Genomic DNA, 15978 nt, shown 5'->3' on the forward strand with positions numbered 1-15978 from the left:
GCCCTCCCGGTCCCTGAGCGCACCCCACTCCGGTTCCTGAGCCTGTCGAAGGGCACATCCTCCCTGTCCCTGAGCGCACACCGTTCCAGTCCCTGAGCCCACACCGTTCCAGTCCCTGAGCGCACATCCTCCCGGTCCCTGAGCCTGTCGAAGGGCCCCGCCGGTTCAGGTCGGTACCGCCCGGTATCGTAGACGCATGGCTTCCTGGACCGACTTGACGGGTCAACGCGACGCGATCGAGCTCCTCCAGTCGGCGTCGGACCCGGTCACGCCCAAGGGCCTCACCCACGCCTGGCTCATCACCGGGCCGCCAGGATCGGGCCGGTCGACCCTCGCCTACGCGTTCGCCGCCGCGCTCCTCAGCCGTGAGCCCGGGGGCGACGACGTCACCCGTCGTCAGGTGGAGGCCCGCACCCACCCCGACCTCTCCGCGCTGAGCACCGATCGCGTCATCATCACGATCGACGAGGTCCGCGACCTCGTCCGCAACGCCTACCGCGCGCCGTCCGTCGGTCGTTTCCGCGTCATGGTCGTCGAGGACGCCGACCGCATGACCGAGCGCACCTCCAACCTGCTGTTGAAGTCGCTCGAAGAGCCGCCGAGCAGCACGATCTGGGTGCTCTGCGCACCGAGCGAGGCCGACCTGTTGCCCACCATCCGGTCGCGCGTCCGCTCGGTCCGCCTCGGCGTCCCCACCATCGACGACGTCGCCGAGCTGCTGGAACGGCGCGACGGCGTGGCACCCGAACTCGCCGAACGCGCCGCCCGCGAGGCGCAGAGCCACGTCGGCATGGCCCACCGCCTCGCGACGGACCCCGGCGCGCGGCAGCGCCGCGAGTCCACGCTCCGTGCCGTTCTTGACATCCGGAGTGCCGGCCAGGCGGTCGTCACCGCTGGTCGCCTCCTGGAGCTGGCGGGCGACGACGCGAAGGCGTACACCTCGCTCCGCGACGAGGCCGAGCGGGAGAGCACGCTGCGCTCACTCGGCGTCGAGCCCGGTCAGTCGGTCCCACCGGCCCTCCGCTCGCAGGTGCGGGCGATGGAGGAGGACCAGAAGCGGCGCGCCACCCGCAGCCTGCGCGACGGGCTCGACCGGATCATGGTGGACCTGCTCTCGCTGTACCGCGACATCGTGCTCCTGCAGCTGGGGCACGACGCCACGATCATCAACCGTGAATTGCGTCCGGAACTCGAGGAAGCCGCTCGCCGGACGACGCCTGCGGTTACGATCGAAACCTTGGAGGCGATCTCCGTCGCCCGCACACGAATCGAAGGGAACGTCGCCCCGGCGCTGGCCTTGGAGGCCATGCTCGTGTCGGCGGTCCGGTAGGGAGCCTCTGTGACTTCGCCCAGGCAGCAGCCGTCTGACTCGACGGGATCGACCGGTGCACCCCGTCGCAGGGGTCCCGGTGCGCGCCGTACGGCGCGGGTCGCCCTGGTGGCCGGTCTCGCGGTCGCGGCGCTCACCCTGAGCGGGTGCGTGACCGCCTTCCTGCCGCCGAAGGCCGCCGAGCCGACGACGTCGTCCTCCTCGCCGGCGACGAGCGACGTCGACGCCGAGCTGAAGCCCTTCTACGAGCAGAAGCTCGACTGGAAGACCAGCGGCTGTGCCGACGGCTTCGAGTGCGCCACGGCGAAGGCGCCCATCGACTGGGACAACCCCTCGGACGGCGAACTCTCCCTGGCGCTCGTGCGGCACCAGGCCACGAACGGCAAGCCGATCGGCTCGCTCTTCATGAACCCCGGCGGCCCGGGTGGTTCCGGTTACAGCCTCGTCGCCGACAGCCTCGATTTCGCGGTCGACAAGGACCTCCAGGAGAACTTCGACGTCGTCGGCTTCGACCCCCGCGGTGTCGGCAAGTCGACGCCGGTGACCTGCTTGACCGACTCCGAGATGGACGCGTACCTGTACGACGTGACGCCGGGCAAGCGCGGCTCCGACGAGTGGATCGCCGCGAACGAGAAGGCCGCCAAGGACTTCGGCGACGCGTGTGCGGAGGAGACGGGCAAGATGCTCGAGTTCGTCGACACGCAGAGCGCTGCGAAGGACCTCGACATGCTGCGCGCTGCCGTCGGCGACAAGCAGCTCTACTACCTCGGCTACTCGTACGGCACGTTCCTCGGCGCGACCTACGCGGAGCTCTTCCCGAAGAACGTCGGGCGCCTCGTGCTCGACGGTGCGATCGACCCGTCGACGTCGAACTTCGAGGTCGTCAAGGAGCAGGCCAAGGGCTTCGAGAGTGCTCTGCGTGCCTACCTCGAGGACTGCATGACGGGCAAGGACTGCCCGTTCAGTGGTTCGGTGGACAGCGCGATGACCGAGATCAAGACGCTCCTCGACGAGGTCGACGCGAACCCGATCCCCGGCGACGACGGCCGTGAGCTGGGCGGCAACACCCTGCTGACGGCGATCATCTACCCGCTGTACCAGGCCGATGCGTGGCCGTACCTCAGCCAGATGTTCGACGAGGTCATGCAGGGCGGGACCGACATCGCCTTCCAGTTCGCCGACGGCTACAACGGTCGCAACGAGTCCGGCAAGTACGCCGACAACCAGACCGAGGCCTTCAACGCGATCAACTGCCTCGACTACAGCTACGACGACGACAAGACGAAGATGGCCGACGAGGCGAAGCAGCTGGAGGAGGCGGCTCCCGTGATCGGCCAGTACATGGCCTACGGCGACACGTTCTGCGCCAACTGGCCGTACCAGACGCGGACCGAGCGTGGGGAGATCCACGCGAAGGGTGCTGCGCCGATCCTCGTCGTCGGGACGACGAACGACCCGGCCACGCCGTACGTCTGGGCGCAGAACCTCGCGGAGCAGCTCGACAAGGGTCAGCTGATCACCTACAAGGGTGAGGGTCACACGGGCTACAACAAGGGCAGCGACTGCGTGAATCAGGCGGTCGATCAGTACCTCATCGACGGCACGGTGCCATCGAAGGACCCGATGTGCAGTTGACGGCGGGATCCTGATGACCATGACGGCGCCGGCTGAACTCGGGCTCCGCGAGCGGAAGCGACTCGCGACGCGTCGGGCGATCCAGCACGCGGTGTTGACGCTCGCGAGTGAGCAGGGGCTCGAGAATGTGACGGTCGAGGAGGTGAGCCGTCGGGCGGAGGTCTCGCCACGGACCTTCTTCAACTACTTCGGGACGAAGGAGGAGGCGCTGATCGGCGACATCCCGCTGATCCCGGACGGCGACGCGCTGCACGCCTTCCTGACCGCGGGGCCCGCCACCGACGTGCTCACCGACCTGGGGGAGCTCCTGGCCCGGACCGTCGGTGACGCCGACGAGGACGTGGAGATCCACCATCTCCGCAAGGACGTCCTGCGCGACCACCCGCACCTGCTGGGTGCGCGGATCGCGAGCATGCGTGGCTTCGAGGAGGGCCTGTACAAGGTCGTCGAGCGGCGGGTGCTGAACGACGATCCGACGCTCGCGGAGGACGCCGAGGCACTGTTCGACCGCTGCTGGATGGTGACGATGGTGGGCTTCGCCGGCCTGCGCCACGCGTGGCGCTGCTGGGCCGATGCGCCGACGCCAGGGTCCCTCGCCGAGCGGATCCGGCGTTCTTTTGCCGAGCTGTACACGACGGTCCAAAAGCTGCGCTAACATGGATACTCGTGCGCCGGGCGACCAGCGCACGCGCCGCCCTAGCTCAGTCGGCAGAGCATCTCACTCGTAATGAGAAGGTCAAGGGTTCGATTCCCTTGGGCGGCTCCATCAGCTTCACCCGGCCGTTGTCCTGGAAAAACCAGGTCAACGGCTTTTTCTATGTCGCCCCGGAGGCCGGCTCGAATTGCCAAGACGGGCGACAGCTGCCGGATAGGCACGAAAATGTAGCAACGCGTGTAGCAACGCATGTAGCAACGACCCCGCGGACGATGGCGAACAAGGATGAACGTGCACGGTCATGCTGGGCCTGCTGTGGGGAAGTCGAGAGCGGCGTTCATCGCATCTGAGGCGTTTCGAAGCGTCGTCGGCGCGACGTGGGAGTAGATGTCGGAGGTGATCGCCATGTTGGCGTGCCCGAGGATCTCCATGACCGTACGCATCTGCACGCCCTGGGCCAGAAGGAGCGATGCGCAGGTGTGGCGCATGTCGTGGAAACGGATCCGGCGCACGTCTGCCGCGGCGATCTCTTTGTCGAAGCTGCGCCGGAGGTTGCTGGGTTCGATCGGTGTGCCGGTCCGCGTGGTGAAGACGAGCCCTGAGTCGACCCAGGCTTCGCCCGCGGCGCGTTGATCGGACAATTGGTGGGCTGCTCGTGTTCTGAGCGCAGCGATGGCCCTGGCGGGTAGCGGCAGCGTCCGACGCGATCGCGCGGTCTTCGTTGGGCCGATCGAGATCCCCTGCCCGGTTCCGGCGCGATGAGCGGTCTGCCGCACGCGGAGCTGTGTCCGCTCTGCGTTGATGTCAGCCCAGCGCAGGCCGAGTAGTTCGCCCCGGCGTAGCCCGAGTGTCAAAGCGAGCACGTAGAGCTCGGCGAACTGCGAGTCGCGGCTGGACTCCATGAAGTCGGAGGCCTCGTCTGCTGTCCACGGCTCGACTTCCTGGTGCTCGATCTTGGGCGCGCGGACGAGAGACGCGACGTTGCGCCCGACATGCTGCTCGCGGGCTGCCTCGGCGAGGATGCTGCGGAGCACAGCGTGAGCAAGCCGAACGGTATGGGCCGAGACACCAGTGCGCGCGATGCTGCTGTGCATCTCGCGGACGTGTTGTGGCGTCAGCTGCTCAAGCTTCTTCGTGCCAACCGATGGGAGCACGTGTTTCTGCAGAACCCACTCATAGTTGGCTTTCGTGGTGGGACGGAGCGCGTTTGGCGCGATGTGGGTAAGCCAGTATTCGGAGTAGGTCTTCACCGTCCAGCCCGAGACGGCGGTCGGGACGCCTGCGTCGGTCTGCGAGATGAGGTCCCGGAGCTTGGCTGCGACTTGTGCTTTGGTGTGTCCGTAGACAGTCCGACGTTTGCGCGCTCCGTTCGCGGCCAACACGTATGCTGCGCCAGTCCACTGGCCGTCCTCGCGCCTGTAGATCGAACCTTCGCCGTTGGCGCGTTGGCCCACTACGCGTCTTCACCGGATAACGTTCGGGCGAAGCGATGCAAGGCTGCGACCGGAATGCGACGTGCGCGTCCGATCTTCACGCTGGAGAGCTGACCGAGTCGAATGAGGTCGTAGACCGTGGAACGGCCGACCCCGAGCGATTCAGCAGCTTCCTCGGCAGTGAGCATGAGCTTCTCTACAGGCATGGGGGCAGTCCAATCTGGGGGCGGGGTACCGGCGGCGACCGACACAGTCCCTTGTCGCACCCGGGAACCTTCGGCGGACTTCCCCTTGACTGGGTTCTAGTGGGCTGGGCGGTCGCCCGGGCTCCAGACCTCAGACCACTCTCTTGCTCGCCTCCAACCATCAAGCACTCAGACGAAGATGCCGATCCTCAGCGTTGAACGGTGACGCTGCCCCAGCGGCGCGTCCTCGAATTGCGTCGTCGGCCTGAGAGTGTTTGGCGTCATTGACGCGGGCGGTCCGCCGTTGCTTCTCGCAGCAGGTCTGGAGTGGGGTCTCAGCGCGATGCATGATTAGGCAGAGTCGTTCACGCTACCCTCGTGCGATGCGCGGGAACGCGCAAGGCTGGAGCCGATCGCCAAGATGCAGGACTGGCAGAGAACGAGTGCAATCGCGATCCCCGGACCCACCCACCCACTGTGTCCGCGGCCCACATAGAGGGACTGCGTGACGAGGGCAAAGACCAGGCCAATCACGCAGTCGAAGAATAAGACCCCTACGACCAGCGACCCCAGTAAGAAAAGATCTCGTTTTGGCGGCGTTGCGAAACGGCGTGTTCCTCGCTCGCGCCTGAGACTGACACCGGCGGAGATACCTTCTCGGATCGTCCGAGCATTTCGAGAAATCTTCGTCATATCACCTCGGTCAATTCGTCGATCGCGCGCAGAACGAGCACTGTGTCGCTCATTGGAAGAGCCCGAAGTGCGTGCTCCACGACTGCATCTGCGGTCAGATCGACCGATTGCAACTGACGCAACCGCTCGAGTGCGTCTGGCGCGGTCACCGAAACAGAGATCGCGTCCGGAACTTCAATCGGTCGATGGAGACGAAGACGGCGGCTCGCTCGCGACGCGAGAAATCTACCGATCCATTCTCGGCTGGCATACGCGTCGATGTGCCACCTCCCGTTTCGCAACACCCCGACGAGTTGCCCCGTTGTCAGGTAGTACTTCACCAGGGAGTAGCTGAGGTAGAGACGCTTTGCGATGTCAGCGAGATGTACTGGTTCTGGGAGGTCGTCAAGAAAATCCTGAATGACGGCCTGTTGCAGAGCGTGGCGCTTCTTTTGAATCTCGCGCAGCGATGCCGGAGGTTCGGTGTTCATTGGTGTCCTTGAAGTTGTGTGCGAGCGCAGAGGCGGGCTGCGAGGCCAGAGGATGTTCCGTCGGGGGATTCGGGCGTTCCGACCCGAAGGTCAACCAAAGAACGGGCTGGCGCGCGCATCGAGGTCCTGCTCATCGTCCTCGGCTCGTTGAGAACCGTCATTCGTTTCCGGTATCTGAGAGCTGAGGCCTCGTGGCGAGTCGGGTGTGGGGCTAGGAGGCAATCGGTCATCATCACGCTTCAACGCCTGCGGCGGCTGAACAGATCCCATTCAGCCGTTTGGCCGCGAAGTCGTCAACGCCGGACGGGTGAAACCACGCGACATCTACCATTCCGGTACCCGGCCAGGTGACGTCCCTTGGTCCCTGGTCGAGGACCAAGCTCTCAGGGAGACCGTATCTATGGAGAAGTCGGACGGTCGATGGTGGCCGCGAATGCGATCGCGCGTCGACCTCGATCACTCCCAGCGGCCCCTGACCTCGGTCGCCACCGCTGCCGCAGACCAGATCTGCTTGTCGGCGAGGCGGTGAAAGATCAGTTCCTTCATCGTGGCAGCACCCTTGGTGAGCCGGCGAATGCGTGCGCTGGCGGAAACTGCACCGGTGCCGGTGCCGGTGCCGGTGCCGGTGCCGGTGTTGGTGGGATGGGGTGCGGCGGCGAGTGTTTTCCGATCTCCAACTAAATGGTTGCAGTCTGCTATCTTGAAACCCAACCGAATGTTTGGAGTTTTCATGCGTCCTCTTCCACGTCCGCTGCAAGCCCTCGTGACTTGGCTTGGAATACTGCCCTTATCGCTAGTGGTGTCCACGCTTCTCGCCCCCATGTCCGAGGACTGGCCGCATCAGCTCCGTACCGCAGTTGTCGTCACCATCGTCGTGCCACTCGCTGTCTTCTGGGCGGTACCCCTGCTCGCACGGGCGGCCCAACGGCTGCGGGGGGTGCCGATGTCGCTCATAGCAATGTCCTGTCCAGCTCCTGCGATACACGCGCCATCACGAGACGCGAACCTCAGCTGCTCTGCGCCGACTCATCAGACGAGCAGTTCAGTTGCACACGCGGCGGAGGAGCAGTGAAGGCGCTCGTCCTGGGTGGCCGCGGAGCAGTAGGTTCCGCTGCCGTGAACGAACTCCGAGCGAGAGGGCATGCTGTGCGCAGCGCGGGCCGCAGCGCGGCAGAGAATGACCTGGCGATCGATGCATCCACAACCGTGGGGCGAGACGCTCTCGCTGCGGCGGCTCGGGGGGTCGATGTCGTGATCGACGCGAGCGGGCTGGAATCGGGCGCTGTACAGCTTGCGGTGGGAACGACTGCACTCGTGGACGTCTCGGCGACCGCGTCCTACCTAGGGGCTCTCGCAGCGGGTGTGACGGCTGACGGAGCAGTCCTTCTCGGAGCCGGCATTGCCCCTGGTGCCAGCACGGTGCTCGTTCACGCACTGGAAACGGTCCCGGGGGACGATGTCGATGTAGCTGTCTTGCTCGGAGGAGGCGAGTCTCACGGGGCCGCTGCCGTCGCCTGGACAGCGCGCCTTGCCGGAGCGACGCTGCATGCCCCGCCAGAACCCCACTCTGTTGTCAACCTGCGGTCCTGGCGGCGCCTTCCTACTCCGACTGGTGGCAAGCGAGTTCATCTGCGGGCGGACTTCCCGGACGATCTGCTTGCAGGGCGGCGGTTGAACATCGCGGTGCGTTCCTGGTTGGCGATCGACACCCGTGCGGCCACCGCCGCACTCGGGGTCATCGGAGCGCTGCCCGCACTCTCGCCACTGCTCGCTCTTGCGCCGCACATCGGCGGCGACTCCTGGGGTGTCAGCGTGGGCAATCGGAGAACCGGTGAGGTGATGTCTCTCTCGGGGCAGGGTCAGTCGGTTGCCACCGGCAGGCTCGCAGCTGCAGCGGCGGAGCGCCTTATCGAACGCAGACAGCGAGGAGCATTGACGATGGCGGATGTGATCACCGTGCGTCAACTCCGAGGCGTGACAGGCGTTTCGTTCTCGTCAAGGCAGGCCCCAATGCCTTGAAGTGCGCATTGACAATCGCTGCCTGGGGTCGAGGCAGATGGGTGGCGAACTTTGCCCACTCTCAGGAATCGGACCTCAGGGTTTCACCACGCCGGAGGCGATCAGTCCGCCACCTGCGGCCGCGACGACCGTGACGCCGCCCAGCAGCGCGAGGAGGGCGATGAATAACGGGACCACCTGCGACGCGGGCGCCGGAGCGCTGCCTCGCTGGACGACCGTCACGATCTCGGTCACCTGTTGCGCGGCACCGACCGCCGCGGCCGGGGCCGGCGCACCGGGTGCCCGCAGCGCGAACGGCGAACGCTTGGCCTCAGGGACGAGGTCGGGCGCTGCGGCCGTCGGGGCTCCAGCGGGTGGGACGGCCACGAAGGTGGACGCGTCGAACCCGACGGTCAGTGGGAGTGCGACCTTGCCCGGATCCTGGCGCCCGCCGCTCGTGAACCAGTAGGAGAACTGCCCGGTGAGCTGTTGGAAGTCGATGAAGCTCTGCGGGAAGGACCCCCAGTAGGCGGCGTTGGCCGCGGTCTTCGCCACCTGGTCACCCTGCGCGATGTCCACGCCGAGGTAGTCGGGCGACACGGTGAACCCGTCACTGCGCATCGTCACCCCGGTGAGCGTCGCGAGTTCGATCTCGCGCGGCGGGATCGGCGTCCACTTCGTCTGATCGGCCATGTCGGTGCCGAAGCCGCTCGCGGTGGCGGTGAGGGTTCCGACACCGTCGACGACGGTGAGGGTCGGGTTCGAGCCGTTCCAGTAGGTGAGCCCACCGTAGAACGCGACCGAGAAGTCCCCGGTCCAGCTGATGGTTCCGCTGTTCGTCGACGGATCGACGGTGCCGGAGCCGCCGACGATGACGAGCTGCGAATCCGTGAAGGCGCTCGTCACGTTGGAGTCGACCGTGCTGCCCGAGCGGTCGAGGCATCGGGTGGCGAAGCTCGCGAGCTCGTACGCCCCGCCGGCGTTCGGCTTCTCGATGCGGACGGGACCGTCCTGTGCCCGGTACCGGCTCTCGTCGATGATCGCGCCGGAACCGACGTCGGGTACATGCCCGGCGGTGAGGAAGTTGCAGCCGCCGAAGAAGGCACCGTTGTTGGCCTCGTTGCTGAAGCCCCATCGGAGGATCGCGTCGTCGACCCTGGTCGGACCGCCCTGGTCGGAGACGACCTCGAGCCAGACCGCCACCGCGCGGCCCTCGGTCGGGACGAAGGCGAGCGCGTACGCCCCGTCCGCGAGCTGGCCGACCGTGACGGACGCGCTGGCAGTACCGGCCGTGACGGAGAAGGCGCCGAGATGGACGGGGGCCCGATCGTCGGTCGCCGAACCGAACAGCCAGACCTCTCCGCCCGTGGCACCGGTGGAACCCGGCCAGGCGAAGGACGGCTCGAGGGCGCTCGTCGGCTCGACGGTCGCGGGGAGGGCTGCCTGGGCGGCGTCGAGACCGGTGACCGAGCCTCGCTCGACGGCGGCGCGCAACGCTGCGAGCGAGGTCCAGCTGGGCGGGACCGAGCCGGGTGGTCGGACGGCGAGGGTGACGACGAGGGCGCTCGCCGCGGACATCGGACCGGGTCCGGCGGCGTTCACGGCGCGGGCGCGGACGGTGTAGGCGGTGTCCGCCTGCAATCCGGCGACCGTCGTCGGCTCGTGGGTGAGCAGGGTCGGGTCGTCGATCGAGGGGATCGCGTCGACGCGGGTCGTCGTCACGGGTTCAGCGGAACCCGCCTGGAAGACCAGGAGGTCGAACGCGGTGATCGCAGCACCGTTCCCGGCCGTCACGCCGATCGTCGAGCCGTCGACCGAGATGCTGTCGACGTCGCCGCTCGTGACGGAACGTGGCGGGGTGGCTTGCTGCGGCGTGGACGAGCCGCTCGTCTCGACGGCCACGCTCCGCAGGGAGGTCGTCCGGTGGGTCGTCGGGATCAGACCGGCGAGGGAAGCGGTCTCGAACGCCGTGATCTGGACGGACACGCGGCGTCCTGGCGCCGGGTTCTCCACGACCGCCTCGAGCGGTCCAGCTGCGGCGAAGTCGCCGCCGAGGTCGATCACGGCGGCGGTCATGGCGGCGGACACGCCGTCGGCGGCCGCGACGCGGAGCAGGTATCCCGTCGAGGCCGTCGTCCCGGCTGGAGCCGTCCACGTCACACGCAATGAACCGGGTGTCGGCCCCTCGGTCACGGTCGGTGTGGCGACGCGTGTGGTCACGGGAGCCGTCGCGTCGATACGGACCGGCGCGCTGAGCGATGAGGCGGTGTCGCCCGCGCCGTTCGAGGCGATGACGCGGACGCTGAGCGACGAGCCCACGATGCCGATGCGAGGCAGTTCCAGTCGCGTGCGGTCCGCCGGGACCGCCGTCCGGCTCACGAGGTTGGTGAGGTTGACGGTGCTGCCGGTGAAGAGTTCCACGGTGTAGCCGGTGATGGCGTAGCCGCCGTCGGACACGGGAGGGGTCCAGCTCGCCACGAGGCCGAGCGGGTCGTCGAGCAGGCCGACGACGGTGGCCCGCGGGGGAGCGGACGGTGCGCCCTTCGCCGTGGTCACCGGAGCGGACGAGGACGAGGACGCACTCGGTCCGTCGGCGCCGACGGCGACGACGGTGAAGGCGTACGCTGTGTCGGCGAGCAGCCCGGTGACGAGCGTGGTCGTCCCCGCGACGAGCGGGTCGATGCCCGGGATCGTGCGAACGACGGAGCCGTCGCGCAGGACCGTGACGGTGTAGGTGACGACGGGTGCGCCCGAGGCGACCGCCGGCCAGGAGACCTCGATCGTGCCGGCTCCGGCCGGTGATCCCTTGGGAGCCTCAGGTGTGCCCGGAACGGCGGCGGCGCGTCCGGCGGAGTCCGCTTCGGGGGTCGGCGTCGCATCGGCGGTCGGGGCCTCGGCCGGCTCGGTCGGGCCGCTCGGCGTCGGAACGGCCTCCTCGGGTGTCGCGCTCGGCTGTGGTCTTGCCGGGGGTGCCTCGTCGTCGGTGGGCGGCTCCTCGGCGGCGGGAGCGGGCGTCGCCGCCTGGGTCGCGACGGACTCGGCCAGTGGCGACGCGCTCGCGGCGAGGAGGGCGGGATCAGTCGGGACCGTGCGCAGGGCGAAGCGGTAGTCCGTGGCGGGCTGGAGGCCGGATACCCGGGCGGCGGCCGATCCGTCGGCTGTGGTGCCGACATCGACGGGCTCTGCCGTCTGGAGGATGGGCAGGCCGGCCGCGAGTGCGGCTGCGTCGGCCTCGGGGTCCCGCTCGGCTGACGGCTGCAGGACCGCGATCGGGTCGACCGGCGCAGCCGGAGCCTCCGGATCGACCGGGGGTAGGACCAGGACGAGGAGCGTCGCCGCGGTGCCGTCCTGCGTGCTCGTCGCCGGGTCGACCGAGGCCGGCCACGCGACGGAGACGGTGGCGGCATCCACCGGGGTGACGACGGCTTCGGCGGCGATCGGATCTGCTCCCGACGGGAATGCCGTGGTCGCCGCCGGCGAGTCCACGACGGCGGACGAGGCCTGGTCGGCCGTCGCGGTCTCTGCGTCGAGTCCGACGGCTGCGAAGACGAGCCCGATGCTCAGGCCGCCGGCGATCAGGGCGGACCAGGTGCGTGATGCGGGACCGGGGCGCATGGTCACGCGCTGTCGCCGGACGTGCCGGTCGCGTCTGCCGTGCTGGTCGCGCCCGCCGCTCCTGTCGCCGCGAGCGCTGCTCGACGACGTCCGCTCAGCACCGCCCAGACGAGGAACGCGACCGCGCCGACGGACAGGGCGCCGACGCCGATGACGGCACCGGTCAGGAGCGGGACGAGGTCGTCGGTGGCAGAGGCGGCGGCGGTCTCGTCCGGTTCGGCGACGATGGTGCTGGAGATCACCGTCGGCTCGGGGGCGCTCTCCGGGGCTACCGGCGCGGGCGCCGGAGCAGCGGCATCGTCGCCGTACAGATCGGTGAAGGTGATCGGCGTGAACGTCTCGTTGTTGGCGTTCTTCACGCCGTGGGCCCCCATGGTGATGATGCCGCACTGCACGCTGAGGCAGTCGATGGTCTGGGCGTTGCCGTCGCGGTCGAGCGATTCGAAGCGGGCGCCGGGGATGCTGATGACACCGGACCAGGTGCCGTCGGCGGAGAGTTCGCCCCCGTTGGCGGCGGCCGCGGTGTCGCTCCCGGGGAACGTCACGAAGAGGATGTAGCCCGTGGGGTTGGTCTCGTCGTCGGGGACGTAGGCGTAATCGGCGCCGGTCACGCCGCCGTTGCTCGGGCGCCACGACTCGGCGTCGGCGACCCAGCCGAAGGCGACGTAGATACCGCCGTGCCCGTTCTTGATCGACTGGAAGCCCGAGCCGGAGAGCTGCACGTCGGTGAGGTAGTCGGGGTCGGCGACGTTCGCGAGGTCGGGGCGGTCGACCACGTGTGCGGTCACCGAGGAGGCGGCGTAGGCGGGCTCCGGGAGGGATCCACCGGCCGAGAAGCCGGCGAGGAGTGCCACCCCCGTGAAGATCGCCGCGAGTCGTCGTCGGCCTCGGTTCGCTGTCGTGGAGCGGATCGAGGGCGCGGTGGACGGAGTCGGGCGATGCGGCATGGCAGCAGCCTAGCCGCAGTTAATAAGGCTTGCATAACCTTACTTAGTTAAGGCTAAGCTAACCCTGCCTGGGGCTCGGTTTCGGAGACCCGGCGCCCCCTTCCACCCGACATCCACCGTCGAACACACCGGAGATCGCCTTGTCTGCACGGCCCACAGCCCCACCACCCGCCTGGCGGCGGAGACCGTTCAGGTCCGCCGTCACCGCCCTCGTCACCACCTCGGTCGTGGCCCTCGGCTCGATCGTCGCCGCACCGGCCGCGATGGCCGCCGAGTCCACGATCGATGACGCCGTCTTCACCTGGGGCATCAACAACGAGTCCAACAACTCAGCGTTCCAGCCCGGCGCGATCAACCTGCTGTCCGCCGGTGAGATCGCGAAGACCAGCGGCACCGACACCGTGGTCGAGAGCGAATGGAAGCAGACCGACGGCAACGTCGCGATCCAGAAGAAGCAGGCCGACGGCACCTGGGCCCCGTCCACATGGGCCGGCCTCCGCACCACCGCGACCGGCGGACCGATCACGCCGCCGTCCAGCGCCAACTACAGCGACAACCGCGTCGCGATCTCCGGCGGCACCGGAACGGTGGACGTCGAAGCCGGCACCGCCGAGATCCAGTGGGACGGCACCTTCACGGCCGCGTACTACCAGGGGCTCACGCAGTTCTCCGCGTCCGACCCGAAGCTCACGGTCGACGCCGACGGCACCGGTGTCGTCACCGCGACCCTCAGCGGGTACGGCACGAGCATGGACAATACGAACGTATTTGTGGTCCTTGAGCCTCGGCAGGATGTCGTTGTCGCCACCCTCTCGGGCGTCGACGTAACCGAAACCGGATTCACGGTCACGCCTGACTACTTTGGACGGGTGATCTCGGTGTCACCATCGGGTAACCCGCAGTCCACGACCGGGGCGAACGCCGGATCCTTCCCGCAGTCCTTCGTCGACTTCCAGGTACTCACCGGCATGGCGTCGTACTGGTACTCGTCCGGCGGCGCAGCGGACGCCGCGAAGCCGACCACTCCGCTGGGCGTCTCCTACACCGTCGCCCCCGTGGTGCCAGAGGTCGTCCCCGCGACGATCACCAAGCAGCCCGCAGGTGTCACCGTCGAGGACGCAGGTAGGGCCACCTTCACGGTCGAGGCCGCAGGCGACGGCCCGCTCAGCTACCGCTGGGAGCTCAGCGAAGACGGTGGTGCAACCTGGACTCCCCAGTCGACCGATGCGCCGACGCTGACGCTGGCCTTCCAGACGAGCCAGAGCGGAGCGCTCGTGCGCGTGACCGTCGACAATGCCGCCCGACGGCCGGTCGTGTCCGAGTCTGCAGTCGTACGTGTGCTGGACCCCGTCGCCCCAATCCCGCAGGTCGCTCCAGCGATCACCGCGCAGCCCAGCGACGTCGTCGCGCCGATCGCACCCGCGACCGGTTCGCCCGTCGCCTCCTTCGCCGTCACCGCGACCGGTTCGCCGGAGCCGACGGTCGTCTGGGAACGCCGCGCAGCCGGTGGAGACTGGGTCGCGATCGAGGGGGCTACGGCAGCCACGCTGACCCTGCCGTACACGGCGGCGGACGACGCCACCGAGGTGCGCGCCGTCGTGTCCAACGCAGCGGGTTCCGCGACTTCGGAGGCCGCGACCCTGACGGTCGGTGCACCCGCGTCGATCACCGCCCAGCCGTCCGCCGCATCGGTGAAGGTCGGTGAGACCGCGACGTTCACCGTCGGGATCGCCGGTGCTGCTGCCGCGGTGCAGTGGCAGCGTCTCGCCGCCGGCGCGACCGGGTGGACCGACGTCGCCGGTGCGACCGGTACCAGTCTCGAGATCGTCACCACCGCCCAGGATGCCGGCGCCCAGTACCGTGCCGTCGTCACCGGGGCCATCCCGACCGAGATCGACGGTTCGGTCTTCTCGGTCACCAGTGCACCGGTCGGGCTCGCCGTCGACACGACCATCCCGGTCGCGGCGGCGATCGTGTCGCAGCCCGTCTCCGTCACGGCGCCTGTCGGTGCCGCGTCGCCCTCGGTGTTCTTCTCGGTCGGCGTGACCGGTACCCCGGCGCCGTCGGTGCAGTGGTTCGAGCGTGCCGTCGGAGCGGACGGCTGGTCCGCCGTCACCGGCGCGACGAGCACGACCCTCGAGGTCGTCTACGCCGACGGTGACGGTGGCAAGCGGTTCCGCGCGGTCGTCGGGAACGGCATCGGCGATCCGGTCACCTCGGATGTGGCGACCCTGACGCTCGGGGTCCCCGCATCGATCACGGCGCAGCCCGCGTCGGTGTCCGTCGCACACGGCGAGGATGCGGTGTTCGCCGTGGTCACGGCGGGCGACGACGTGGCCGTGCAGTGGCAGCATCTCGCGCTCGGTTCCACCGGCTGGGTCGACCTCGACGGCGCCACGAGCGCCGAACTGACCATCGCTTCGGCCGACGTCCGGAACGGCGAGCAGGTTCGCGCAACCGTCTCGAACGACGTCCCCTCGGCGCCCGGCGCATCGGGCGGAAGCACGGTCACGAGCGCAGCGGCGTCGGTCACGCTCACGGTCCCCGGCACGGTTCCGGCCGCACCGGACGCCGCATCGCTCACCGAGGCCCCCGGGATCGACATCACCGGCATCGACGGCGACGTCATCACGGTCTCGGTCGGCACGCAGCACGCCGGACAGTACCTCGGCGCGTACGCGTTCTCTGAGCCGCAGTGGCTCGGCTGGGCGCTCGTCGCGGCCGACGGGACCGTCAGCTTCACGGTCCCGTCCGACCTCGAGGCGGGCGATCACACGCTTGCAGTCCTCGACGCCGACGGAGTCCTCATCGGGACGGCGGCGTTCACCGTCACCGTCACGGTCGTGACGAACCCCGACGGCTCCACGACGACGACCACCGCGGTCCTCGCCTCGACCGGCGCCGACGCTGCCGTGCCGTTCCTCGCCGGCGGGCTGCTCCTCGCAGCCGGCCTCGTCCTCGCGATCCTGGCGCGTCGCCGGAAGACGCAGGTGGCCGCGGTCTGACCGCCCGGCGGC

At 68.5% G+C, this 15978-nt stretch carries 10 protein-coding genes and 1 tRNA gene; 5 read left to right on the top strand and 6 right to left on the bottom strand.

All coding sequences use genetic code 11. The annotated features are described in order from the left end of the window. Positions 1-196 precede the first annotated feature (196 nt). The 4 genes from ACZZZB_RS15215 to ACZZZB_RS15230 all read left to right on the top strand — a co-directional run bounded on the left by ACZZZB_RS15215 (position 197) and on the right by ACZZZB_RS15230 (position 3731). Positions 197-1330 carry a DNA polymerase III subunit delta' gene (locus tag ACZZZB_RS15215; RefSeq protein ID WP_137243700.1) on the top strand — a complete coding sequence of 378 codons (1134 nt, stop codon included), beginning with the start codon at positions 197-199 and terminating at the stop codon, positions 1328-1330. Positions 1331-1339: 9 nt separating this feature from the next. Beyond that, entirely contained in the window at positions 1340-2965 is a 1626-nt protein-coding gene (locus ACZZZB_RS15220; protein WP_463530114.1) for an alpha/beta hydrolase, read from the top strand. 13 nt (positions 2966-2978) lie between these two features. After that, on the top strand, positions 2979-3620 hold the full coding sequence (locus tag ACZZZB_RS15225; protein WP_064294663.1) for a TetR/AcrR family transcriptional regulator: 642 nt from the start codon (positions 2979-2981) through the stop codon (positions 3618-3620). Positions 3621-3655: 35 nt separating this feature from the next. Next, positions 3656-3731 (top strand) — tRNA-Thr (locus ACZZZB_RS15230). A gap of 188 nt (positions 3732-3919) precedes the next feature. On the opposite strand, the gene ACZZZB_RS15235 is transcribed toward ACZZZB_RS15230, so the two are convergent. The 6 genes from ACZZZB_RS15235 to ACZZZB_RS15260 all read right to left on the bottom strand — a co-directional run bounded on the left by ACZZZB_RS15235 (position 3920) and on the right by ACZZZB_RS15260 (position 12961). After that, positions 3920-5074 carry a site-specific integrase gene (locus tag ACZZZB_RS15235; protein WP_463530115.1) on the bottom strand — a complete coding sequence of 385 codons (1155 nt, stop codon included), beginning with the start codon at positions 5072-5074 and terminating at the stop codon, positions 3920-3922. Beyond that, positions 5074-5259: a helix-turn-helix domain-containing protein gene (locus tag ACZZZB_RS15240; protein ID WP_079003108.1), complete on the bottom strand. Its 186-nt coding sequence runs from the start codon at positions 5257-5259 to the stop codon at positions 5074-5076. The genes ACZZZB_RS15235 and ACZZZB_RS15240 overlap by 1 nt, the downstream gene beginning before the upstream one ends. Before the next feature lie 668 nt (positions 5260-5927). Then, positions 5928-6401: a hypothetical protein gene (locus ACZZZB_RS15245; RefSeq protein WP_463530116.1), complete on the bottom strand. Its 474-nt coding sequence runs from the start codon at positions 6399-6401 to the stop codon at positions 5928-5930. A gap of 456 nt (positions 6402-6857) precedes the next feature. Continuing rightward, complete coding sequence (locus tag ACZZZB_RS15250) at positions 6858-7133, bottom strand: hypothetical protein (protein ID WP_463530117.1); 276 nt, start codon at positions 7131-7133, stop codon at positions 6858-6860. Positions 7134-8495: 1362 nt separating this feature from the next. Then, on the bottom strand, positions 8496-12014 hold the full coding sequence (locus ACZZZB_RS15255) for a fibronectin type III domain-containing protein (protein ID WP_463530118.1): 3519 nt from the start codon (positions 12012-12014) through the stop codon (positions 8496-8498). 2 nt (positions 12015-12016) lie between these two features. Next, a complete protein-coding gene (locus tag ACZZZB_RS15260; protein ID WP_463530119.1) occupies positions 12017-12961 on the bottom strand; it encodes a hypothetical protein in 945 nt (314 codons plus the stop codon). 140 nt (positions 12962-13101) lie between these two features. Here ACZZZB_RS15260 and ACZZZB_RS15265 point away from each other — a divergent pair, with 140 nt between their 5' ends. Then, entirely contained in the window at positions 13102-15966 is a 2865-nt protein-coding gene (locus ACZZZB_RS15265; RefSeq protein ID WP_463530120.1) for a hypothetical protein, read from the top strand. The last annotated feature ends 12 nt before the right edge of the window (positions 15967-15978 follow it).

Source organism: Plantibacter sp. AC185, assembly GCF_979258065.1.